The sequence below is a fragment of the Acinetobacter sp. X9 genome, from assembly GCF_054889255.1.
This window is the reverse complement of the sequence record NZ_CM142679.1, coordinates 1,669,201-1,692,440: the sequence shown is the minus strand read 5'-3', so window position 1 is coordinate 1,692,440 and position 23,240 is coordinate 1,669,201. Positions and strand designations below refer to the sequence as shown.

General features: G+C 39.1%; 22 protein-coding genes. 4 read left to right on the top strand and 18 right to left on the bottom strand.

The features are described from left to right. Positions 1–57: 57 nt before the first annotated feature. From ACYU0V_RS08045 to ACYU0V_RS07980, 14 genes are all read right to left on the bottom strand, one after another. On the bottom strand, positions 58–1,509 hold the full coding sequence (locus tag ACYU0V_RS08045; RefSeq protein WP_086265684.1) for a right-handed parallel beta-helix repeat-containing protein: 1,452 nt from the start codon (positions 1,507–1,509) through the stop codon (positions 58–60). A gap of 19 nt (positions 1,510–1,528) precedes the next feature. After that, positions 1,529–2,356, bottom strand: coding sequence for a type I 3-dehydroquinate dehydratase (gene aroD / locus ACYU0V_RS08040; protein ID WP_086265692.1), 828 nt, complete (start codon positions 2,354–2,356; stop codon positions 1,529–1,531). A gap of 69 nt (positions 2,357–2,425) precedes the next feature. Then, a complete protein-coding gene (gene pcaG / locus ACYU0V_RS08035) occupies positions 2,426–3,055 on the bottom strand; it encodes a protocatechuate 3,4-dioxygenase subunit alpha (protein WP_002121089.1) in 630 nt (209 codons plus the stop codon). A 14-nt stretch (positions 3,056–3,069) separates the two neighbouring features. Continuing rightward, entirely contained in the window at positions 3,070–3,795 is a 726-nt protein-coding gene (gene pcaH / locus ACYU0V_RS08030; RefSeq protein ID WP_000077913.1) for a protocatechuate 3,4-dioxygenase subunit beta, read from the bottom strand. Positions 3,796–3,805: 10 nt separating this feature from the next. Next, positions 3,806–4,219, bottom strand: coding sequence for a 4-carboxymuconolactone decarboxylase (gene pcaC / locus ACYU0V_RS08025; protein ID WP_000997505.1), 414 nt, complete (start codon positions 4,217–4,219; stop codon positions 3,806–3,808). Between the two features lie 15 nt (positions 4,220–4,234). Then, positions 4,235–5,590, bottom strand: coding sequence for a 4-hydroxybenzoate transporter PcaK (locus ACYU0V_RS08020; RefSeq protein WP_032006318.1), 1,356 nt, complete (start codon positions 5,588–5,590; stop codon positions 4,235–4,237). A 42-nt stretch (positions 5,591–5,632) separates the two neighbouring features. Further along, on the bottom strand, positions 5,633–6,418 hold the full coding sequence (pcaD, locus tag ACYU0V_RS08015) for a 3-oxoadipate enol-lactonase (protein ID WP_325792220.1): 786 nt from the start codon (positions 6,416–6,418) through the stop codon (positions 5,633–5,635). Then, entirely contained in the window at positions 6,415–7,770 is a 1,356-nt protein-coding gene (locus ACYU0V_RS08010) for a 3-carboxy-cis,cis-muconate cycloisomerase (RefSeq protein WP_325792219.1), read from the bottom strand. Before ACYU0V_RS08010 ends, pcaD begins: the two co-directional genes overlap by 4 nt. Positions 7,771–7,772: 2 nt before the next feature. Then, positions 7,773–8,984, bottom strand: coding sequence for a 3-oxoadipyl-CoA thiolase (gene pcaF, locus ACYU0V_RS08005; protein WP_461849689.1), 1,212 nt, complete (start codon positions 8,982–8,984; stop codon positions 7,773–7,775). A 12-nt stretch (positions 8,985–8,996) separates the two neighbouring features. Beyond that, a complete protein-coding gene (locus tag ACYU0V_RS08000) occupies positions 8,997–9,650 on the bottom strand; it encodes a 3-oxoacid CoA-transferase subunit B (RefSeq protein ID WP_069036242.1) in 654 nt (217 codons plus the stop codon). 18 nt (positions 9,651–9,668) lie between these two features. Continuing rightward, entirely contained in the window at positions 9,669–10,340 is a 672-nt protein-coding gene (locus tag ACYU0V_RS07995; protein ID WP_017386040.1) for a 3-oxoacid CoA-transferase subunit A, read from the bottom strand. Between the two features lie 347 nt (positions 10,341–10,687). Further along, entirely contained in the window at positions 10,688–11,404 is a 717-nt protein-coding gene (gene ispD / locus ACYU0V_RS07990) for a 2-C-methyl-D-erythritol 4-phosphate cytidylyltransferase (RefSeq protein WP_461849686.1), read from the bottom strand. Continuing rightward, positions 11,370–11,759, bottom strand: coding sequence for a cell division protein FtsB (ftsB, locus tag ACYU0V_RS07985; RefSeq protein WP_005069056.1), 390 nt, complete (start codon positions 11,757–11,759; stop codon positions 11,370–11,372). Before ftsB ends, ispD begins: the two co-directional genes overlap by 35 nt. 275 nt (positions 11,760–12,034) lie before the next feature. Beyond that, positions 12,035–14,227 (bottom strand): TonB-dependent siderophore receptor, encoded by a 2,193-nt coding sequence (locus tag ACYU0V_RS07980; RefSeq protein ID WP_461849683.1) that lies wholly within the window; start codon positions 14,225–14,227, stop codon positions 12,035–12,037. A gap of 374 nt (positions 14,228–14,601) precedes the next feature. On the opposite strand from ACYU0V_RS07980, the gene ACYU0V_RS07975 reads away from it, so the two are divergent. Both ACYU0V_RS07975 and ACYU0V_RS07970 read left to right on the top strand, forming a co-directional pair. Continuing rightward, entirely contained in the window at positions 14,602–15,282 is a 681-nt protein-coding gene (locus ACYU0V_RS07975; protein WP_461849681.1) for a hypothetical protein, read from the top strand. 371 nt (positions 15,283–15,653) lie between these two features. Then, a complete protein-coding gene (locus ACYU0V_RS07970) occupies positions 15,654–16,331 on the top strand; it encodes a DUF421 domain-containing protein (protein WP_033847232.1) in 678 nt (225 codons plus the stop codon). A gap of 83 nt (positions 16,332–16,414) precedes the next feature. Here ACYU0V_RS07970 and eno read toward each other — a convergent pair whose 3' ends face one another. The 3 genes from eno to ACYU0V_RS07955 form a co-directional block, all read right to left on the bottom strand. Further along, positions 16,415–17,704 carry a phosphopyruvate hydratase gene (eno, locus tag ACYU0V_RS07965; RefSeq protein ID WP_002121066.1) on the bottom strand — a complete coding sequence of 430 codons (1,290 nt, stop codon included), beginning with the start codon at positions 17,702–17,704 and terminating at the stop codon, positions 16,415–16,417. A gap of 63 nt (positions 17,705–17,767) precedes the next feature. Further along, on the bottom strand, positions 17,768–18,625 hold the full coding sequence (gene kdsA, locus ACYU0V_RS07960) for a 3-deoxy-8-phosphooctulonate synthase (protein WP_002121042.1): 858 nt from the start codon (positions 18,623–18,625) through the stop codon (positions 17,768–17,770). Between the two features lie 30 nt (positions 18,626–18,655). Continuing rightward, complete coding sequence (locus ACYU0V_RS07955) at positions 18,656–20,293, bottom strand: CTP synthase (protein WP_002121060.1); 1,638 nt, start codon at positions 20,291–20,293, stop codon at positions 18,656–18,658. Positions 20,294–20,516: 223 nt separating this feature from the next. On the opposite strand from ACYU0V_RS07955, the gene ACYU0V_RS07950 reads away from it, so the two are divergent. Together ACYU0V_RS07950 and ACYU0V_RS07945 are read left to right on the top strand one after the other, a co-directional pair. Then, positions 20,517–20,984, top strand: a complete 468-nt coding sequence (locus tag ACYU0V_RS07950; RefSeq protein ID WP_086265557.1) for an internalin — start codon at positions 20,517–20,519, stop codon at positions 20,982–20,984. 234 nt (positions 20,985–21,218) lie between these two features. Further along, positions 21,219–22,064 (top strand): metal-dependent hydrolase, encoded by an 846-nt coding sequence (locus tag ACYU0V_RS07945; protein ID WP_025468387.1) that lies wholly within the window; start codon positions 21,219–21,221, stop codon positions 22,062–22,064. Positions 22,065–22,127: 63 nt separating this feature from the next. On the opposite strand, the gene ACYU0V_RS07940 is transcribed toward ACYU0V_RS07945, so the two are convergent. Further along, on the bottom strand, positions 22,128–23,222 hold the full coding sequence (locus ACYU0V_RS07940) for a YheT family hydrolase (protein ID WP_461849678.1): 1,095 nt from the start codon (positions 23,220–23,222) through the stop codon (positions 22,128–22,130). Between the last annotated feature and the right edge of the window lie 18 nt (positions 23,223–23,240).

Sequence of the window (23,240 nt, the reverse complement as noted above, 5' to 3'; positions counted from 1 at the left end):
CCTTTTATCATTTCTATATTTCTATGCTGCGCCTCATATGAGGCGCTTTCCTTATTGTTATTTAACACTTGTAAAACCAAGCTCAGAAGTTGCGCCAAAACGATCAGTAATATTCGCTGTAATTGAGGCAACTTTTACAGTCGGCTTCCAATTCGCTTTTGCGATCCCTTGTGCATCTGTAGCAACAGTTATTGCTCCTAAATATTGCTCAGCTTCTTTTGATGACGCATTTTGATTACCAAAAAATTCAACTTGATAGCGTTGATTTGGCAAGCCATTGACTTCTACAGCAACTGAACCTTTATTTGCAGTTAATTTAGGAGCTTTAATACCCTGATTAGGTTGAGCATTACAGCCTTGTTCATTTGGCTGAGTACATGTTTTTTGTTGTTTAGATGGGTCAACAACCACACCGCCACCACGAGAACCTACAAATCCGGCATGCTCAAGTGCAGGCACAGCAAATACAATTGCACCCAAACGCTGATCTGGTACACATGAACCACCCGCTTCACAGCGTTTAATATCTTTACCATTGTCCCAAATCAGGTTTTTAGTCAATGTAATTTTTGCATTTGCATCTTTTTCAGAACGGATGGCTACACCAATACGATTACCATGTACTTTATTGCTATCAAGAATATTGCCATCACCCGTCATGTTGAAACCAATCGAGTTATTGGTCATTTCGTTGTAGGCAATATAGTTACGCTTACCCCAGTTGATCTGTAAGCCATCTGAATAGTTTTCGAATTTATTACCAACTACCGCATTATCATTACCCCACAAAATTTCAATACCTTGTGATGGTTCTGGGTTTGCTTTGGTTGAAACAAAATGGTTATTCGCAATTAAGTTAAACGCAGCACCACGTGTCAGCTCTAGACCATCACCATTGTCTTGGAAAATATTGTCTAAAACTTTGTTGTTATTGGTGGTGGTTGCGGTTGGGTTACCTTGACCATCATCACCAGTAAGCATGACACCAGCACCGCCGTAGTTATTACTAATACGGTTATGTTGAATCAGGTTATTACTCGAGCGGTTAATCAATACACCAATACAGAAGCGATGGATGTCTAAACCTTTTAAAGTAACGTTGTTGACGTCACGTAGTACTAACCCCGGTAAAGTCATAGTACGTACATTGGTGCCATACTGCCCAGGGTTTGCACCTGGGCAAGCTTTCGCCCCTTCGCCTTTAATATAGTTTGAACCATCTATCGCGATGTATTCACCAGTTTTATCCCACTGTGTACCAATGATTTTAACTGGAGCTTTAATTTCAGGAAGTGCGCTGTTTAATTTAATTGCATAAGGTGCTTTGCCTACTGCTTGAATCAAAATGTCGCTAGCTTCGCTTGGGTTTGCATTGGCTTGTTCAATGGCCCAGCGTAAAGAGCCTTTATTGCTATCGTCTTGATAACGATCAACCACATAAGTTTGAGCCGCAGCTATTCCTGAAACCATCAAACCTAATGCAAGAGTAGTTAAACGTAATGTATTCATTTCATCATATCCTTATGATTTATGGGTTTGTTGGTTGAACGGTTTGTAAAATCTGTTTGAGCTTGGTCACATCAATTTGACCCGGTGCAGAAGCCTGACCAATCATGCCAAAGCTATAACTTCCGCCCATGTTGGCAGTCGCAACACGAGAAATCGTACCTAATTGTCCCATTGACATCGTCAATAAAGGTTTAGTGGTTTGCTGGCTTACCTTTAAAGTTGCGTTCATTAAGGTGAAAACGTCTTGTTTAGATTTAGGCATTACAGCAATTTTGAGAATATCTGCGCCCATTTGATCTTGTTTTAACAAGCGTTTTTCAATTTCATCTTGGCTTGGTGTTTTTTGGAAGTCATGATTAGACATGACAACGAGCACTTTCTTTTGATGTGCTTTTTGAACAATGTCTGAAACTACTTTTTGATCACGGAACATTTCAACATCTAACCAGTCCATGAACGGATTCTTTAAGTAAGCCTGATAAGTCTTACCATAATCCACATCACTAATTTCAAGCTGGCCACCCTCGTTTTTGGTACGAATTGTGGCGATCATTGGCTTATTGCCTAAAATCTTTTTTAACTCATGCCCCAAAGCAATCACTTGTTTTGTATCTCTCGCAAAACTGAGTAAATCGATACGAAACTCTGCCAAATCAGCATCTGCTGTATTTGCAATAACTTGAGCTTGTGCCAATGCTTGTTCTTTAGTTTTTGCGGTAATCGGAACAATCGTTTTAACGGCTGTAGCGGCAGGTTGTGTTTGAGCGGCTAAAGCAACAGGTTCAGCATTCACCTGTGCTGTAAAAAATGGGAGTGCAAGCAAACTTAAGCTTAATAATGTTTTCATGTTCATATCGTTCATCCTTAAAAAGGCTACACGCATCCTTGAATAATCAGGTGTAGCCTTAAGTGTTTCTTAAATATCAAAAAATACAGTTTCGTCATCGCCTTGAATGCGAATATCAAAGCGGTAAACAACTTCACCATTTTCTTCAAAACGTTTTGCAATAAGTGTTTGGCGACGTGGTGCCCATTCAATGCTATTTAGAATTGGGTCGTTAGCATTTGCCTCAGCTTCATCGTCAAAATAAACACGTGTATGAAGACCTAAGTTAATACCGCGAGCGAAAATGACTAATGCAATATGAGGTGCTTGAGTTGAACCTTTACGGCCTGCTGTCGCGCCCGGTTTAATCGTATTGAAACTCCAAACGCCTGTTTCAAAATCGGCACCTGTACGGCCCCAACCTTGAAAGGCCGGATCAGCTTTTTGCTCACGCGTATCTGCCTGACTTGGATAAATACCGTTCGCATCGGCTTGCCAAATTTCGATCAGCACATCGCGTAGCGGTAAACCTAATCCGTCAAACACTTGGCCTTCAAGACGAATACGCTCACCTTTGGTCTGATCTTGTACTAACTGGTTATTAAAGTTGTTTTCAAACACTTCAATATTTGCTTGTTGTGGCAATAAGCCAATGTGAACATAAGGTCCACCTGTTTGAGATGGAGTTTCTTTTAGTTCCTGAAAATTCCAGTTATTCATGCTCGTGCTCCCGATTAAGTCAATTCGTTTTCGAAGTAAGTCGCTCGACGGCCACGTAAAGTGATGTCAAAACGGTAACAACGACTATCAGCTTCGATAAAGTTGTTTTTATCTTCTAATGCAATCAAGGCACGACGTTGATCTTCAGAAGGAATCGTTTTTAAGATCGGGCAAGTGTCAATGAGCGTATCGCCTTCAAAATAAAACTGCGAAATTAGGCGCTGAGCCCAACCATCAGCAATTAAAGAGAAATGAATATGTGCAGGACGCCATTCATTAATACGGTTACGCCATGGGTATGGACCCGGTTTAATGGTACGGAAAATATAAAAACCGTTTTCATCAGTTAAGGTACGACCACAACCACCAAAGTTAGGATCCATTGCACCAATAAACTTGTCGTTTGGATGACGGTAACGACCAGAAGCGTTGGCCTGCCATACTTCTAGAAGTGCATTTTTTACAGGACGACCAAATTGGTCACGAACATAGCCATGAACAATGACACGCTCACCAATTGGCAAACCATCTTTGGCATAGTTCAAAATCAAATCGTTATCTTTTGGGCCAAACAGATTTGAAGAAAAATGTGGTGCAGTAACTTCAGTTAAAGTCTCATTAATTGAGATCAATGCATTTTTTGGCGAACGTAATACACTTGTTTTATAACCTGGCGTATACGCTGGTGGATGATCATCTGTATTACGTTGGGCGTAGGCACCCCAGCTATGTTGTGACATCTTTATCTCCTTAATCCTGTTCTTTCGCTGCAATTGGGTTTACTTCTATCCCCAACTCTTTAAAGACTTCTTCAGCCATATGCATTGCAGCGTTTGCAGCAGGTAAACCTGCATAGAGTGAACTGTGTAAGATCAGCTCTTTTAAATCTTCTTTAGTTACGCCATTGTTAAAGCAAGCACGTAAATGCATGCGTAGTTCGTCTTCACGACCAAGCGCCAATAAAATTGCGATAGTGACTAAACTACGTGTATGACGCGGTAAGCCTGGACGAGACCACACCTCACCCCATGCATAACGGCTAATAAAATTTTGAAAATCTTGGTTAAAGTCATTCAGATTTTGCAAAGACCGACCAACATGCTTTTCACCCAAAACTTCAGTCCGCACCTCAATGCCTTGTTTATAGCGTTGTTCATCATTCATTGTGATAGACCTCTATTAAGTTGCATCGGTATGCGCAACAATTGATTTAACAAATACAGCAACAGCCGCAGCAGTCGCTGGAATTAGTAATAAACTAAGAATGGCGGTAAACGACCAATCATTGCCGAGTAGTACAGCACCAATCCAAGCACCAAATACCGCACCGAAGCGCCCAATACCAGTCATCCAAGACACGCCAGTTGCACGGCACTGCGTTGGATAGAAACGAGCGCTTAACGCAGGCATTGAAGATTGCGCACCGTTAATTGCGATACCCGCACAAAGCACCAATACTGCAAGTAATGTTGAGTTTCCTAAGCTTTGACCAACAGCAATCGCAAATAGACCTGCAGCAAAGTAGAAAATAGCAATCACTCGGTTCGGGTTGAATTTGTCCATCGCCCAACCAATAAACAAGGCACTTACCACACCACCGAACTGGAACAATCCACCGATAAATGCAGCACGCTCCATTGAGGCACCTGTTTCACGCATAAGCGTTGGTAACCAGCTTGTAAGCAAGTAAACAACCACGAGCCCCATGAAATAGGTCAACCAAAGCAAAAGTGTTCCTTTCGCATATGGTTTAGAAAACATAATTCCAAAGACATTTTTCTTTTGAGCTGTCTCGGTTTTCTCTTCAGGTACGTGAAATGCAGTCGCATTTTGGATCTGAGCTGGCGCAATATGATTTAAGATTTTGCGTACTTTTTCAGGATTCTTACCTTTCACAATTAAAAAGCGGTAAGACTCAGGTAAAACTAAAATCACTAAAATCATTAAGATCAAAGGTGACCAGCCACCAAGTAAAAATAGACTGTGCCAACCATAGGTCGGGATCAGCCAACTACTGATAAAACCACCGGTTGCCATACCTAAGTTATAACCACAGAACATACAGGTCACGAGTAATGAACGAATACGTGTTGGGCAGTATTCAGAAAATAATGTGGTAGCATTTGGCATCGCTGCACCAAGTCCAATACCTGTCAAAAAGCGTAAAACGACAAGGCTATCTAAGTTGGTTGCATAAGCAGATGCCAAGGTAAACCCACCAAATACAAGCATCGAAAAAGCCAGTACGATTTTGCGACCAAAACGGTCAGCTGTCGGACCAGAAACCAAAGCTCCAATAATCATTCCACCAAGTGCAGCACTCATCACTGGTCCTAACTGAGAGCGATCAACTCCCCAGTCTTGTGCCAAAGCTGGTGCAATAAAACCCATTGCAGCAGTATCAATACCATCAGTAAAAATAATTAAGAAACAGATGATTGCGATCATCCATTGATACTTACTGAGTGGAGCATCATTAATTAATGCTTGAGCATCGATACTTTTATTTGGTGCAGCGTAATCCTGAGACGCCATATTTGCCTCCTTAAGGCCAATTCCTTTTAAATCACTAAGCTATTAGATTTGCTGAATAAACCTAGTCAATTCCTGAGTAAATCTTTGCGGTTGCTCAATATTAGAAAGATGAGATGCTTCCAATTTAGCAATCTGACTATTGTTGATAGCGTGCTGCATAAACTCAGCATCTGCTACTGTAGTCACCGGATCTTCTGTTCCCGCAACCAGCAGTACCGGAATTTGGATTTGTGCAATTTCATCTCTTAAATCGGCATACGCTAAAGCACGACATGCATTTGCATAACCTTGTGCCGGTGTGTTTGCAAGACTTTGAATCGTCGTCTGCGCAACAACATTATGTTGATAGTCGAATTTTTCACTGAACCAGCGGGTATGCGTGGTTTTTACCAACTCAGCTAAACCATTTTGTTCTACCGAGTCAGCACGACTCAACCAAGCCTCCGCCTGACCAATTTTGGCTGCCGAGTTCGCAACAGTAATACTTAAAAAGCGCTCTGGATGATGAATACCTAACCAAAGCCCAGTAATTCCACCCATTGAAATGCCACAAAAATGAGCTTTTTCAACACTCAAGGCATCTAAAATATCAACCACATCTTCAGCTAAGTTTTGCAATGTGGTGTCACTAATTACATCACTTTCACCATGACCACGTGTATCGTATGTAATGACATTAAAATGACTTTTTAATTCACTTACCTGTGACTGCCACATACCATGGTCTGTGCCTAATGAATTAGAGAATACAAGCACAGGAGCGTCTTTTAAGCCGTCGGTATAAACAGCTAGCTGTTTTCCTTGGCGATTGCTAATAGTCTGATTCACTTTGACTCTCCTTGTGCTTCTTGCAAAACTGCATCAATCTGTTGCTGAATATTGCCCAAATAGTTTTCCGGTTTGAAAATATCCCGTATTTCTGCTTGGCTAAACTGTCCTTTCACTTCTTCTAGTTGGCTAACAACATCAAACAAATGCTGGTTTTGTGCTACCGCTGTTTTACATGCAGCTTCAACTAAATGATGAGCATTTAAACGTCCAATTTTAGGAGCAAGTGCCATCATTACAGCTTCTGCCATAATCAATCCATTCGTACATTCAAGATTCTGTTGCATATGCTGAGCATTAACTTCAAAACCTTGTAAGACTTCACCAGTACGACTTAATGCTCCAGCACAAAGCTGAAAGATTTCTGGAACTGCTAACCATTCTGCATGCCATGCACCTAAGCTACGCTCATGTTCCTGCACCATACTTTGATAGATGCTAGACATAAGTGCCGGTACACGATTCGCCGCGGCTAATACGGATGCCGCCGCAACTGGATTACGCTTATGAGGCATGGTTGATGAACCACCACGCCCCTTGGCGGTTGGCTCAAACAACTCTGCAATTTCAGTTTGCATCATGAGTGACCAATCCCGTGCCATCTTGCCCGTATTCCCGACAATCATGCCAAGCACACTTGCAATTTCTACAATACGATCACGCTCACCATGCCATGTGCTTGTCGGTACAGTCAGATTCAGTTGCTTCGCAAATGCATTAACCACAAGTGAACCTTGATCTTGCAAAGAAGCTAATGAACCCACAGCACCACCTAACTGAGCAGTCAGTACACGTGACTTCATTGCTTGAATACGGTCTAAATCACGTTTAAATGCAGAAGCCCAACGAGCAAGTTTATGCCCCAAAGTAATGGGTAAAGCTTGCTGTAACCATGTACGCCCAATCATGACTTGATGGCGATATTGCTTGGCTTGCTGTAATGCAGTCGCATAGCATTGTTGAAGTTGAGCTTCCACAATGTTCAACGCATCACGACATTGCAAAATACAAGCTGTGTCTAAAATATCCTGACTCGTTGCACCCCAATGCACATAACGCGAAGCATCTTCATCAACATCTTTAACAATTGCCGTAAGCTGCTTTACAAATGGAATTGCGATATTACCAGCTAAGCCTGTTGCCACAGCCAACGCTGGAAAATCAAACTTTTCTATTGCCTGCTCAGCTACTTGGGCAATGGTATTAGCCGCATTTTGAGGAATCACACCAACCTGTGCCTGTGCTTGAGCTAACGCAACTTCAACCTGAATCATATATGTGATTAAAGATGAGTCACTAAAGATGTCAGTGACGTCTTTTTGATAAAACAAGCTGGCATATAACTGGCTCATGATTAGACTCTCTCAATAATCAAAGCGATGCCTTGCCCTACACCAATACACATTGAACACAAGGCATAACGACCACCTGTCTGTTCAAGTTGGTTCAAGGCTGTGGTCACGAGGCGTGCACCTGATGCACCAAGTGGATGGCCCAAAGCAATGGCACCACCGTTTGGATTTACCTTGTCAGAATCATCTGGCAAACCTAAATCACGGGTCACGGCCAAAGCTTGTGCAGCAAAGGCTTCATTGAGCTCAATCACATCCATCTGATCTAAAGTCAGGTTGGCTTGTTTAAGTAATTTTTTAATCGCTGGTGCCAGAGCAAAGCCCATAATGCGTGGTTCTACACCCACTGCTGTTGAAGCAATGATTTTGGCACGTGGTTTTAGGTTATAAGCCTGAAGTGCCTCATCAGAAGCAATCAGTAGAGCTGCTGCACCATCATTAATGCCTGAAGCATTACCCGCTGTTACTGTGCCATCTGCTTTTACAACTGGTTTAAGTTTGCTTAAACCTTCAAGGGTGGTTGATGCACGAGGATGTTCATCGGTATCAATCACAACAGCATCACCCTTACGCTGAGGGATTTCAACTGCCACGATTTCTTTAGAAAAAAAGCCTTTGGCTTGCGCGCTTGCGGTGCGTTGTTGGCTCACCAAGGCAAACTGGTCCTGATCTGCACGATTAACATTGAACTGTTCAGCCACGTTTTCGGCAGTCTGGGGCATGGTATCTACACCATACAATTCTTTAAGTTTAGGGTTAATGAAACGCCAACCCATGGTGGTGTCTTCAATCTTCTGGCTACGGCCAAAAGCACTGTCTGACTTACCCATCACATAGGGTGCACGGCTCATGCTTTCTACACCACCGGCAATCACCAAATTCGCTTCACCTGCTTTAATGGCACGGGCAGCAATGGCAATGGCATCGAGTGAAGAACCGCATAAACGGTTAATAGTCGTTGCTGGTACCTGATACGGTAAACCTGCAAGTAGTGCCGACATACGACCAACATTACGGTTGTCTTCACCGGCTTGGTTGGCACAGCCATAGATCACATCATCGACCTGTTCCCAATCTACATTCGGATTACGCTGCATGAGTGCTTTAATCGGCACAGCACCCAGGTCATCGGCACGGACAGGAGCAAGACCACCAGCATAACGGCCGAATGGAGTACGGATCGCATCGATGATATAAGCGGTTTTTAATGTCATTTCCCTACTTCCTTACCCTTGAGTCGCATCAATCAAAGTTGCACCCGTTAAAGCCTGTAACTCATCAAAGCTAAGGCCTTCCACCTTCTCAATCACCTTCAAACCTTCTTTGGTCACGTCAATCACACAAAGGTCAGTGTAAATACGGTCAACACATTTTTTACCCGTAACCGGATAAGTTAGCTCAGCCACAATCTTCGGTTCACCTTGTTTGGTCACATGGTCTGTGGTGATAAATACTTTCTTAGCACCCACAGCTAAATCCATCGCACCACCTACCGCAGGAATCGCATCCGGTGCTCCCGTGTGCCAGTTCGCCAAGTCACCATTCGCGGCAACCTGAAATGCACCGAGTACTGCAATATCAAGGTGACCACCACGCATCATCGCAAATGAGTCGCCATGGTGGAAAAAGCTGCCGCCTTCAAGCATGGTCACAAATTCTTTACCCGCATTAATCAGTTCAGGGTCTTCTTCACCTGCAGCTGGCGGTGGGCCAAAAGCCAATAAACCATTTTCAGAATGAAGAAAAATATCTTTATCGTTAGGTAAGTAGCTCGCGATCTTGGTCGGTAGGCCAATACCCAAGTTCACATAGGCGCCATCTGGAATATCTTGTGCCACACGTTGTGCAATCTGGTCACGGCTGAGTTTCTGGTAGCTCATGTTATTTCTCCTTATTGCTTACTGTGCGGGCGCTACTTGTACAACATGCTGTACAAAAATACCCGGGGTGATGATGTGCTCAGGGTCTAATCCACCTAGCTCTACCACTTCAGAAACCTGAGCAATGGTGACATCAGCAGCCATCGCCATAATCGGGCCAAAGTTACGTGCAGATTTACGGTAAACCAGATTGCCCCAGCGATCGCCTTTGTAAGCTTTAATCAAGGCAAAGTCAGCCTTGATTGGATATTCGAGTACATAATCTTTCCCATCAATCTCACGGGTCTCTTTACCTTCGGCCAAAAGAGTTCCAAAGCCTGTTGGGGTAAATACAGCGCCTAGACCCATACCTGCTGCCTGAATACGGCAAGCCAGATTACCTTGTGGAACCACTTCAAGCTCGACCTTTCCGGCACGGTAAAGTTCATCAAACACATAAGAGTCAGACTGACGTGGGAAAGAGCAAATCACTTTTTTAACTGAACCGGCTTTAAGCAGTTTCGCCAGACCATAATCACCATTACCAGCGTTATTACTAACAATAGTTAAATCTTTAACACCGAGTTCAATAAGACCGTCAATGAGTTCAGCGGGTTGTCCTGCGGTACCGAAACCACCAATCAGAATGGTTGCACCATCTTTAATCTGCGATAGAACCTCGCTTAGTGAGGACTTACTTTTGTCAATCATTAGACAACTCCATTGTGCTCATTGAAGAAGAGATAGGTAAGAGAGTTAGGCACACTGAGGCGAGAAGAATAGATAAATATTTCACTCAATCCCGAGTGTTTCCCTTAGATTTCCCTTTTAAACATTTTTGATAATTTTCGTATTTTGATCTAGTAAGCTACATACAGTTTTGTTCGCTATAAATATATTTTGTTCGATGATCGAACATTATCTAAGTAAATTACTCAACTAATCTTATAGACTTGGGATGTAAAAAAACATTAATTCTTATAAATAGATATGTAGAAATGAAATATTTACTTAGGCTATTTACAATTAAAACTACAACTTATTATTCGATTTTTATCTTAAGACTGTGATTGTAAAATTAAACGTGCAAGTTCTAAATCATCAGGATAAGTAATTTTGATATTATCAGAACGCCCCATCACAACCTGTACAGTTTCACCCATATATTCAAGTGCACTTGCCTCATCGGTAATAGCAATATTATTTTCTAAAGCGTATTCAATTGCTTTTTTGAGCTTCCCAATTTTAGCAATTTGAGGCGTTTGAGCTTGCCATAATAAATCTCGGCTGACTGTTTTATCAATTTGATTGCCTGACTTAACCTGCTTTAAAGTATCACGAACAGGAATCGCTAAAATAGCACTATGATTTGATTTAATTGCTTGTTCAACAAGGGTATTTAAACATTCAATTGTTACACAAGGCCGTGCTGCATCATGCACAAGCACCCAATCATTTTCGTCAGCAAAAGTTAAAAGATGATTTAATGCGTTTAATACTGAATGGACTCGTTCTGCCCCACCCATACAAAAATGAGCCTTATCTATATTTTGAAATGCGAGAGTCTGAGCAAAAGTATCTTGGGTACCAATTGCCAAAACATAACCATTTAATGGAAGTTGACTTATGCGCCGAACAGTATGTTCTAAAACAGTCGTATTCTGAATATATTGATACTGTTTCAATTCAGTTTTAGAAAATCGACTTCCTGACCCTGCAGCTGGAATAACTGCCCATAATTTAGTCTGGGATATCTGGGGATGCAGGTGTCTCATTCGTTTCCAAATCAACTTTAGCGTTCGGGTCAATATAAATAGGCTTGTAATGGGTACTGATGGTACTCATTTGAACAAATGTCTCATGTGGTTTAACCAAACCAAGATCAAGGCGAGCATGTTCTTCTATTGCTTCTGTACCATTTTTCAGGTCAAAAACCTCTGCTGCCAAAATACGGTTTCGTTCTTTAAGCTCTTCATTTACTTCAGCTTGTTGCTGAATTTGTTGCATGAGAGCTTGATGAGGGAGATAACCACCCTCACCTAACCAAAATTGATATTGCAGTATGGCTACTAAAACAATAACCAGTAGCAATATCAGTTTGCTTGAAGTGGATCGAAATACTTCTAACATATCATTAAGATTTTTAATTAAAAACTTTCGTTAAGAGATTGTATTGTATAGTAATTAAGAAGTAGCATGCGAAATTCCTGCAAAAATTTAAGCAAAATTATTAATGGGCATATTACTTTAATTGACCATTGTGACATGTTTCATTTTGTCAAAAATGAATGGAATTTGAAAGGGAAATAATATTTATAAGTACAACTGCTTATAAATCAATCTACGCACAAAAAAGCCCTCTTTTGAGGGCTTTTATAAATCGGTTACTTATGAGTATGTCTATATCAAAAATTATAACGAACACTCAGCGTTGCATTTCGTGGTGTTCCCCAGTTCATTGAGTTTTCACCAATACCTTCATAATATTTCTCATCAAAAATATTATCGATGTTAAATTGAAGTTTGATATTTTTATCTACTTGATAGCCAAGCATCGCACTTGCTAAAACATACGCATCTTGCTCAATACGAGAGCTTCCACTTCCCGTATAGTATTTACTCTTATAATTTAAACCAAGCCCTGCACTCCATTGATTAAGTTTGTACTTAACAAATAGATTCGAGGTTGTTCGAGAGTTTGTCGTATTAACCTTCGTACCTTTTGCATCTTTTGCTTCAAAATTAGCAATACCAAAGTTAATACCCCAATTGTCATTAATCTCGCCATCAGCTTCAAACTCAAAACCTTTACTTTCAACCCCATCTACAGCGCGATAGGCCTGCTCGGTAGTTTGTGTACCATTGCGAATAATGAACGTGTCAGGTATCGATTCAGCAAAATTAGACTGTTCTATTCGAAATACTGACAACGCTGTATTTAAACGCCCCCCAAACCACTCACTTTTTAAGCCAGCTTCATAACTCTTACCTGTAATCGGGTCAATATATTGATCATTTACATCTTTACGATCTTGAGGTTTGAAAATTTCTGTATAACTCGCATATACAGAATGATCTTGGGCAAAATCATAAATAGCGCCAATATATGGTGCTAATTCATTGTTAAATTCACGGTTACCTTTATCATTTTCAGATTTATATTTCCAGTTAGATAAACGTGCACCAGCAATAATTTTTAAAGGATCGAGAATTTGAAATTTACCCGCAACATATGCAGCAGTTTGTGTGGTTTCATTGAGTGCACCTCTGGTATTTAGTACCAGTGGCTGAAGTAATTCTTGCGCTATATCATTATAGTTAAGCGGGCCACCTAAATATTTTTCAATCTCTTTGTTTGCATTAGAACCACCAGAAAGATCTTTGGTTTTTTCATTCTTATTCCAAGATCCACCAATAATGATTTCTTGTGGGCGATTAAAAAGCATAAATGGGGCATTAATAAAAACATCAATATTGTTTTCTTCACTGGCAGCTTTTGCGCCATATACAGAAACATAATCAGTTTTATTCTCAGAATTATCATTTGGATTTTCTAATGGACTGGTGTTGGTTGCCTTGTCTACTCTTCCAGCTGTATATAACAACATTGAGTCCGTATCTTCTTTGCGGAAGGTATAAGCAATATTTAAATTAACGTCATTAAATAAATTCTGTTTTAAGTTCGCAAACACTGCCGTTGTATTCACATCCCAATATGTCCAAGGTGCGCTTACTGTTAAGCTTCTGGAAAAATTGGTACGGGTCCCATCAGTATAAAACGCAGGTGTACCACCCCAGCGGATACCATCACGATGCAATTCTTGATAAGTAGCTCCAAGTGACATACTTGTTTTATCGCTCAGATCATAATCAAGGGCACCATAAAATACATTCCGTTCTTTCTCATAAAAATCCATAAATGAATTTTCATCAGAATGCTTCACAAACATACGTCCACGCAATGAACCATCAGCATTAAGCGGTGCAGAAATATCTGCCGAACTACTCCAAGAGTTCCATGAACCTAATGATGTACTGACATTACCACTAAGTTCTTTTGAGTTTGCATGTTTACGAATCATGTTCAGCGCCATCGCTGGATTTCCCGCACCTGTGGTTAGGCCATTAGCACCTTTCACCACCTCGACGCGATCGTAAATATCTAAATCAAGGTCCCCTGTACCTAAATTGATCGTGCTCGGTATTCCATCTATTAAGTAATAATCTACCTCAAAACCACGCGCATAAACTTTCTGACGCTCATCAGTACGTGACGTCGAAACACCCGTAATATTGTTCATTAAATCTTGAAAAGAATCGATTTTCCGATCATCTAAATATTCACGGGTTAAAACCTTCACCGACTGTGGTGTTTCACGAAGAGATAAATTTAATTTTGTAGAAGTATTTGTGCTTTTTGCTGTATAGCTGCCCGAACCTTCGGTAACAGCGGAATCTTCTTCTGCTTGCACTTTTATCGTTTCTAAAGTGGCTGTTCCATTTGTCTCATCTGCATAAACAATTGAAGGAGCAATTAAAGCCATAGCAAGTGCTAAGGGATGAGATGTAAACGCTTTTCTAAAGGGCGGAGTGTACATAAGAAAATTCCATAATAACCAATGTGCTGTGCGAGATTCCTTAGCCTTTTGCTACTTTGGTCCTTGTTACACAGAAGCAAAAGTCGGCACAAAAATTAACATGAATGATAATTGTTATCAACAATATATTAATAATTATTCCTATTTGTTTAAATTAAATTATCAATGGTTCTAATCACTTATATATTTTTACTCTCTTCAAACCTTGTTTGGTCATCACATCTTTTAAATTTATTGCTCTTTCAATTAGCCAATAAAATGTTATGCAATAGTTTTATGATTAACTCAAAAAATAATAAACTAAACAGTATTTTCTTTTATATTTTATTATTCTTCTCAAACCTCTTAAGAGAGAATAAAAGGTACAAGTTGTAGTGCATAAAGTTTTAGCATTTTCTTTAGTAAGCTTAGGTTTGAGCGCTTGTAATAACCATACTGATGATAGTCCTTCTAAAATAATTAATACGAAGGACAATCAGAAGCAGCACAAACCAAATAATACTTATATACATGAATATAATGAAATTATTTATAAATTAAACACGGAACAAGACCAAACAACTGCTCACTTAAGATTTAAAAACTTATTGAAAAAGATACCTTCTAACGAGAACAATCTAAATATTTTAAAAACTAAACGCAAAATACTTGTACATTTAGGTTGTCTTAATGAAGCATATAGTGTTACCGAAAAAATACTAGCTAAAACAGATAGTTCAAAGCTACAAGAGATGCAATGTATTTTTTTAAGCAAAATGAAAAGAGACCCTTATCAAATAAAAGAATGCTATGAAAAAACTGCTAATAGTTATTTAACCGAGATAAATTTGACCCCCAAAGCTGCTTTACGATATCAATATGCTTTATGGGGACACTATGCAGCGATGTTCAATGCTGGCCATATAGAATACAAAGACAAACTCCAAGAAATTATCGACTATCATAATATTGAAGATCACAAAAAAACCTATCAACAAATGTATAAAAATATTATGGATCCTCATGCTTTTCAAAAACGTTTAGATGCTATCCCCTATACCTCTAATTGTCGTTAAACTATCTTATTAAATATAATAAATTTTTGATTATTAATCATATTCATAGTCATACCTTTCTTAAGGAGAATTTATTTAATAATAAGAAATAACTCACAAAGTATATCTTTTATATTTTTTATCTCTCATGTAAATGCAAGCTCATATAAAGTAAAAGTACCTTTTTAATAGATCTACTTTGCAATAAATCAGCTTGGTCACGCTATCAACAGTAAACTTCTTCGTAGAGAATTAGTTGAAATAAATTTATAAAAAGTCACATATATTTCGAGCTTTTAACTAATAACTACCTAAAAAGTATATTTTTTTATTTTTTACTTTGTTAAGAATTTATAAGGATCTCTTCTAACTATTTTAATAAGGAGAAAAAAATGGATTTTTTTAATATTTTCATAGGTGACACGACTTGGAAATTTGTTTTAGAAATTTTGGTTCGATGTACCGTAATGTTCATCATCATTATTAGTTTTTTAAGATTATCCGGTAAACGAGGTATACGTCAGCTCTCCCTTTTTGAACTCGCAATTATTTTATGTTTAGGTTCAGCCGCCGGTGACCCGATGTTTACCGAAGATTTACCTATTGCCCATGCCTTCGTCGCGTTTGTTGTTATTCTTTTTCTTTATCGCTTTGCTACATGGAGTATGGTAAAGCATAAAAAAATTGAAGATTTGCTTGAAGGAAAAGCACTTTGTATTGTTAAGGATGGCCTTGTAGTCTACAAAGATTTCCAAAAACAATCATATTCTCATGATGAGTTTTTCTCTGAAATGCGTCAACAAAATGTTGAGCACCTTGGACAAGTAAGAACAGCCCTGTTGGAGTCGGACGGTATTCTCAGTCTGCTTTATTTTGAGGATGAAGATGTAAAATGGGGCTTGCCACTATTCCCTGATGCCTACCGTAAAGCCGATGTACTGAAAATTAATACTTTTTATTCATGTATGAAGTGTGGTGAAACTAAAATTTTAAATAAAATCGATCAAGAATGTACCCGCTGCAAACATCACAGTTGGGCTGAGTCTTTAAAAACACGCCGATTAGGATAATAAAAAAGGTGCTATTTCCTATTAAAAACAGGAAATAGCACCTTCAAATGTTAAAAAATTAATTTTAACTTTTTATTTAAAGATTAGTTTAAACCTTTAAATTCAGCTTTACCGCGGTAAGCAGCTTTAGTCAATTCTTCAATACGAAGTAATTGGTTGTACTTAGACACACGGTCAGAACGGCAAAGTGAACCAGTCTTGATTTGACCAGCAGCTGTACCTACTGCTAAGTCAGCAATAGTAGAATCTTCTGTTTCACCAGAACGGTGAGAAATAACAGTCGAATAACCATTTGCTTTAGCAAGATAGATTGCATCTAAAGTTTCAGTCAAAGTACCGATCTGGTTGTATTTGATTAAGATTGAGTTACCAACTTTTTCATCAATACCACGTTGTAAAATCTTAGGATTAGTTACGAACAAGTCATCACCAACCAATTGGATTTTATCACCAAGGATTGAAGTCAAGTAGCTCCAGCCTTCCCAATCAGACTCATCAAGACCATCTTCGATTGAGATAATTGGATATTGATTTACAAGGCCAGCTAAATAATCTGCAAACTGATGGCTTGTAAATGCACGGTTGCCTTCGCCTTCTAAAACGTATTGACCGTTTTTGTAGAATTCTGAAGATGCGCAGTCAAGTGCAAGCATCATGTCTGAACCAGCTTTGTAACCAGTCAATTCAATTGCTTGTAAAATGATTTGAATTGCTTCTTCGTTAGAACGTAAGTTAGGAGCAAAACCACCTTCATCACCTACCGCAGTATTCAAACCTTGTTTCTTTAAAACTGATTTTAAAGAATGGAATACTTCAGCACCAGCACGTAAAGCTTCAGCAAATGAAGTGAAACCTACAGGCTCAATCATGAACTCTTGAATATCAACAGTGTTGTCCGCATGCTCACCACCATTTAAGATGTTCATCATCGGTACAGGCATTGTCAAAATTGTTTGACCACGAAGATCTGCGATGTATTGGAAAAGAGGAAGTTTCTTTTCTTCAGCAGCAGCGCGCGCAGCAGCCAATGACACAGCTAAAGTTGCGTTAGCACCTAATTTCTCTTTGTTTTCAGTTCCGTCAAGCGCAATCATTGTATTATCAATGTCTTTTTGCTCAAAAACTGATTTACCCAACAAAGCATCACGAATTAACGTATTAACGTTATTAACTGCTGTACGAACGCCTTTACCTAAGTAACGCGATTTATCACCGTCACGTAGTTCTAAAGCTTCACGAGAACCAGTTGAAGCACCAGATGGTGCACATGCACGACCAACAACCCCAGATTCTAAAATTACGTCTGCTTCGATGGTTGGGTTACCACGAGAGTCCAAAATTTCACGTGCACGAATGTCAACGATTTGGCTCATGAACAATTCCTCTTTGAATGAATATGAGCTGCGGTTAAAGCAGCGTAAGGGTTATAAAACAACTCAATGGGTGTCTAACTTCTTGAATCCTTTAACTAAAGTATCCAATTCTTTTATTTGTGCTAAGAACGGTTCAAGTTGCGACATACGTAATGCACAAGGTCCATCACATTTTGCATGTTCTGGGTCTGGGTGTCCTTCCAAGAACAATCCAGCCAAACCAGTTGCCATTCCAGCGCGTGCCAAAGTTGTAATTTGAGCACGACGACCGCCTGCTGAATCAGAACGACCACCAGGGGTTTGTAACGCATGTGTCACGTCAAAGAAAACTGGCACATTCATTTCTTTCATTGTGTCAAAGCCAAGCATATCTACAACAAGATTGTTATAACCAAATGCTGAACCACGTTCACAAAGAATAAGTTTGTCGTTTCCTGCTTCTAAACATTTATGCAGGATATGACGCATTTCATGAGGTGCTAAAAACTGGGCTTTCTTAATATTAATAATAGCCTGTGTTTTTGCCATCGCTTCGACAAGATCAGTCTGACGACTTAAGAAAGCGGGTAATTGAATAATATCGGCTACTTCTGCAACTGGTGCAGCCTGATATGGCTCATGCACATCAGTAATGATAGGAACATTAAAATGTTTTTTAATATCACCTAACCATTCGATACCTTTTTCAAGTCCAGGACCACGGAATGAATGCAGACTAGAACGATTTGCTTTATCGAAACTCGCTTTAAATACATAAGGAATATCTAAGCGTTTGCAAATATCAACATACGTTTCTGCAATTTCAAAAGCTAAATCTTTTGATTCAAGTACGTTCATTCCGCCAAATAATACAAATGGCAAATGATTTGCCATTTGTATATCGCCTAAACGTACAACTTCTTGTGGTTTTAATTGTGACATTTAAACTTTCCCAGTTTATTTAAAATCGCATTATTTACTTTTTTGATGCTGTGTTTTTGCAGCATCAATAAAACTAGCAAATAATGGATGTCCATCACGTGGTGAACTTGTAAATTCCGGGTGGAATTGTACAGCAATAAACCAAGGATGTTCAGGAATTTCTACAGTTTCAACTAAATGTTGTGCTGAAGAGTAACCTGAAATCTTCATACCAGCTTGTTCAATCGACTCGATGAAACGGTTATTCATTTCATAACGGTGACGATGACGCTCAGTGATTTCAGCTTTACCGTAGACTTCACGTGTTTTTGTGCCTTCAACCAATTCAGATTTTTGAGCACCTAAACGCATAGTTCCACCTAAGTCAGACTCAAGGCTGCGTTGTTGTAATTCACCACGCTCATCTAACCATTCAGTAATTAAACCAATGAGTGGATATTTTGTAGAGCGGTTAAATTCTGTAGAAGAAGCTTCTGGCATACCTGCAACATGGCGAGCGTATTCAATAACAGCCAATTGCATGCCTAAACAAATACCCAAGAATGGGATTTTGTTTTCACGTGCGTATTGAATAGCTTTCATTTTGCCTTCAGTACCACGTTCACCAAAACCACCTGGAACTAAAATTGCGTCAGCTGTACTTAAAATAGATACGTCTTGGCTTTCAAGTTCTTCAGCGTTGACATAATCGATTTGTACTTTTACGCGATTTTTAATACCTGCGTGTAATAACGCTTCATTCACAGACTTATAAGCATCTGGTAATTCAACATATTTACCAACCATAGCTACACGTAAAGTGTATTCAGGATTTAGTAATGCTTCGACTACATTGTCCCAATCTTCTAGGTTTGCTTCTGGAAGATCATTAAATCCAAAACGCTCACAGATCAAGTCATCAACGTTTTGTTCATAGAATGTACGTGGAATTTGATAAATCGTTTTCGCATCTTTACATACCACTACAGCACGCGCTTCTACGTTAGTGAACAATGCAATTTTGCGTTTAGTATCAACATCCACATCATATTCAGTACGGCAGATAAGAATATCTGGCTGAATACCAATCGAAAGCAACTCTTTAACAGAGTGTTGAGTTGGTTTTGTCTTAAGCTCTGCTGCAGATTTGATATATGGCAACAAAGTTAAATGCATAAGCATGGTTCTTTTATGACCAAGCTCAACCATTAACTGACGAACTGACTCCATAAATGGAAGTGATTCAATATCACCTACCGTACCGCCAATTTCTACAATAGCAACATCGTAGCCTTCACCTGCGCGAAGTACACGTTCTTTAATGTTGTCAGTAATATGAGGAATAACTTGAACTGTACCACCAAGGTAGTCACCACGACGTTCTTTATTTAAAACGTCCTGATATACACGACCACTGGTAAAGTTATTAAGTTTGGTCATTTTCGCACGACGTAAGAAACGTTCGTAATAACCCAAGTCTAGATCAGTTTCGGCACCATCCTCTGTGACAAAAACTTCACCATGTTGGAAAGGGCTCATTGTCCCTGGATCGACATTAATGTAGGGATCCATTTTAACCATTGTGACTTTTAAGCCACGGGCTTCCAAAAGTGCAGCAACTGAAGCAGCAGAAATACCTTTACCTAGCGATGAAACTACACCACCAGTGACAAAAATAAAATGGGTCATTAAGTTTCTCGTACAATCAAGCCGAAATCGGCCTACAATGTTTGGCAATTTTACTGTACTCTGCCCCTATAAAGCAAAGTCAAACCGCATCAATTCAAAGATCATTAAACAACTGGCTATTCTATCAGCATTTTTAATAAAAATTTAGGTCAATCTCACATGATTTTTTCATTCTCTTTTGCTGTTATAATGCCAACTCCTCAATTAAATGTTGTTTAGGACAATGGCAAATAAAAAACTTTTAATCTGTGCTGCAATTGCAGCTGGACTATTGTTAACCGCATGTGTCAAAAAAGAAACACCTAAAGAAGAAGAGCAAGAAAAGGTTGAAACTGCTGTTTCAGAACCTACACCTGCTGAACCTGCAAAATTTGAGTCTTTAGAAAGTGTTCAAACTGAAGAAGCTCAAACTCAGGAACCAACGCAAGTTGAAGTTCATCGTGAAGAAACAGCGAATACGACAACTGAAATTCGCCGTGAAACTCGCCCTACTCAACCTGATCAAAATTCACAAACAACAGTTTCTGAGCAACCTAAAGCAGAGCCGAAACCAAAACCTGAACCTAAGCCTGAGCCAAAAGCAGAGCCAAAACCTGAAAAGGTTCAGTCAAAACCAGCCGAACCATCTCAAACTGAAGATGATGCTGTTGCTGCTGCAATTGCTGCTGCTACTCCAGCGCTTAAAAACTAAGTTCGTAAACACATATGCCCAAATTGAACCATCAATTTGGGCTTTTAAGTATTATTAAATTTAATAATCAGTTTTACTTTTTCTTCGCATTTTATCTTTAAAGTTTCCCTAGATATCAATTAGGGACAATCTACTTTTTTCACCTCAAAAAACATTGACGATAAATTTAGAGCGATGTAGTTTTTTAACAAGTTCCTTTTTGGAACTTTAATTAAAAGAAGATTGGAGCTTAGAATGAATACTGTATCAAATCGTGTCCCCGCCTCATTTCCAGTCCGTCGTATGGACTATAATTTTGAAAATGTACCTCGCTACTGGTGTAATAACGAGCCTACTTTTACACATTATTTTACGGGTTTATCTACATTGTTCCCTGAAGGTGAATCATATTTTGTTCGCTCTGTTCGAGCTTTACGCGCCAAAGCAAAGTCGAATGAAATTTTAGATCGGGAAATCAGTGCGTTTATTGGCCAAGAAGCAATGCACTCAAAAGAACATCATGCTTTTCATGTAAGTGCACAGCAATATGGTTTAGATCCTCAATCTTTAGAAAAAGTAACTGGTATCGTTTTAAAAACTATTGAAAAAGTTTTTAGTAAAAAATGGAATTTGCTTGTAACAGTAGGTCTAGAACACTACACAGCAGTACTTGTGGTTAGCATGATGCAATCCGTTAATGAATTGATGACAGACTCAACTATTCGCAATTTATGGCTATGGCATAGTATTGAAGAAACTGAACATAAAGCTGTGGCTTTTGATCTCTATCAACATTTATATGGAAGCGGCTTAAGCGCATACCTTCCTCGCATTACAGTTTTTACTTTAAGTCTATTTTTGATTACCGGTTTTTCAACAATTTATCAATTTGTTCTTATGAAACGGGATCATCAACTCTTAAATTTCAAATCTTGGCGTAAGTTCTTTAGCTTTGCGAATAAACAATATAGAACATTGATCCCTCAATTTTTTGATTATTATCGCTTTGACTTTCACCCCAACCAAACAGATGAAAAAGACCTCGTGGCTAGCACAAAAATCAAAATTGGACTAAAAGATCCTAAATTGCTTTTATCTTGATCTAATAAAATTATAAAGCCCATCTATTGAATGGGCTTTATTTAACTTATTGCAAAGTTATCGTTATTGCTTATGTTCGACCAAAAAATAATTTGATATTAATTTGGCAGCCCATGATGTACTTTTCCAACCTTCATAGAAGCCACAATGACTTCCTTTTTTTGTGGTGATTACCGCAATATTACTCATTTGCTGAATCGTTTCTTTGTAAGGTTCCAAATTTTTAATAGAACAGACAGGATCATCTTCAGCGTTAAGAATCATTAATGGTATTTTGACATTCTCAAATACATAAATTGGATTAATGGCTTGGCAATAGCTTTGATAATCTTCAAAGCCAGCCATTTCAAAATATTCTTTCTCAAACTCTTCCAGACTTGTGGTCGCCAGAACTTTTTCAATAGAAGAAAGTTGGTTCCATGTATTTTGATAAGGATGAATAAAATACTTGAATAACTTTTTGGTCATCATTTTGCTATAAAACGGATGAACATTTTTAAAGCCAATCTCTGTGTTGTAGCCTGGACACATTGCAAAAGCAGCTTTAAATGGCGTGTCAGTACCTTGCTCTCCTAAGTAGCGAACCAGCAGCCCTGTCCCAGCAGAGGAACCTACGGCGTATAAATCCGATTTAGGAAACAAATTTTGAATATGCTCAAGTTGCTCTTTAAGATCGCTTGTTGACCCAAAAAGAGAAATCTGTGGCACAGGCATAGGTAATCCAGCATGCCCACGGCGTAAGCATAGTGCTATTCTCCATCCCGTATAATGATGTATGTCTTTCACAAGTTCACGCATACTTTCAGGTGTTCCTGTAATGGTATGCATAATGACAACTGTTGGAGTATCTGGAGGAAGATCATAGCCATACCACGCGATCGCAGTTACGCCACCATCTTTCATGGTGAGCTGATCAATACGGTCATATTCAAGTTTGATAGTTTTTTTTCTAATGATATCAAAATACAAAAGATGAACGTGATTGTTGCTCAACCACGGTGTGGGCCGATATTTTTGCTTGAGCTGGGGCAATTTCTCCAGAATATCTTTTATTTTCCCATTTGGGTCATAATAGATTTTTGGCTGTTCAGCACCTAATACCGAATCGAACAATTCTGAACCGAAAGGTTTAATTTTATTTAAAGTAGATATGCCCATTTCCAATCACTACCTCTG

Bases quoted from the DNA above. Each gene is read 5' to 3' on its own strand.
- ACYU0V_RS08000 (WP_069036242.1), bottom strand. From the start codon at position 9,650: ATGAGCTACCAGAAACTCAGCCGTGACCAGATTGCACAACGTGTGGCA.
- ACYU0V_RS07995 (WP_017386040.1), bottom strand. From the start codon at position 10,340: ATGATTGACAAAAGTAAGTCCTCACTAAGCGAGGTTCTATCGCAGATT.
- ACYU0V_RS07940 (WP_461849678.1), bottom strand. From the start codon at position 23,222: ATGGGCATATCTACTTTAAATAAAATTAAACCTTTCGGTTCAGAATTG.
- ACYU0V_RS07980 (WP_461849683.1), bottom strand. From the start codon at position 14,227: ATGTACACTCCGCCCTTTAGAAAAGCGTTTACATCTCATCCCTTAGCA.
- ACYU0V_RS07970 (WP_033847232.1), top strand. From the start codon at position 15,654: ATGGATTTTTTTAATATTTTCATAGGTGACACGACTTGGAAATTTGTT.
- pcaG (WP_002121089.1), bottom strand. From the start codon at position 3,055: ATGAATAACTGGAATTTTCAGGAACTAAAAGAAACTCCATCTCAAACA.
- pcaF (WP_461849689.1), bottom strand. From the start codon at position 8,984: ATGACATTAAAAACCGCTTATATCATCGATGCGATCCGTACTCCATTC.
- ACYU0V_RS08010 (WP_325792219.1), bottom strand. From the start codon at position 7,770: ATGAGCCAGTTATATGCCAGCTTGTTTTATCAAAAAGACGTCACTGAC.
- ACYU0V_RS08045 (WP_086265684.1), bottom strand. From the start codon at position 1,509: ATGAATACATTACGTTTAACTACTCTTGCATTAGGTTTGATGGTTTCA.
- pcaC (WP_000997505.1), bottom strand. From the start codon at position 4,219: ATGAATGATGAACAACGCTATAAACAAGGCATTGAGGTGCGGACTGAA.
- ACYU0V_RS07955 (WP_002121060.1), bottom strand. From the start codon at position 20,293: ATGACCCATTTTATTTTTGTCACTGGTGGTGTAGTTTCATCGCTAGGT.
- eno (WP_002121066.1), bottom strand. From the start codon at position 17,704: ATGAGCCAAATCGTTGACATTCGTGCACGTGAAATTTTGGACTCTCGT.
- aroD (WP_086265692.1), bottom strand. From the start codon at position 2,356: ATGAAAACATTATTAAGCTTAAGTTTGCTTGCACTCCCATTTTTTACA.
- ACYU0V_RS08020 (WP_032006318.1), bottom strand. From the start codon at position 5,590: ATGGCGTCTCAGGATTACGCTGCACCAAATAAAAGTATCGATGCTCAA.
- ACYU0V_RS07950 (WP_086265557.1), top strand. From the start codon at position 20,517: ATGGCAAATAAAAAACTTTTAATCTGTGCTGCAATTGCAGCTGGACTA.
- ftsB (WP_005069056.1), bottom strand. From the start codon at position 11,759: ATGTTAGAAGTATTTCGATCCACTTCAAGCAAACTGATATTGCTACTG.
- kdsA (WP_002121042.1), bottom strand. From the start codon at position 18,625: ATGTCACAATTAAAACCACAAGAAGTTGTACGTTTAGGCGATATACAA.
- ACYU0V_RS07945 (WP_025468387.1), top strand. From the start codon at position 21,219: ATGAATACTGTATCAAATCGTGTCCCCGCCTCATTTCCAGTCCGTCGT.
- pcaH (WP_000077913.1), bottom strand. From the start codon at position 3,795: ATGTCACAACATAGCTGGGGTGCCTACGCCCAACGTAATACAGATGAT.
- ispD (WP_461849686.1), bottom strand. From the start codon at position 11,404: ATGAGACACCTGCATCCCCAGATATCCCAGACTAAATTATGGGCAGTT.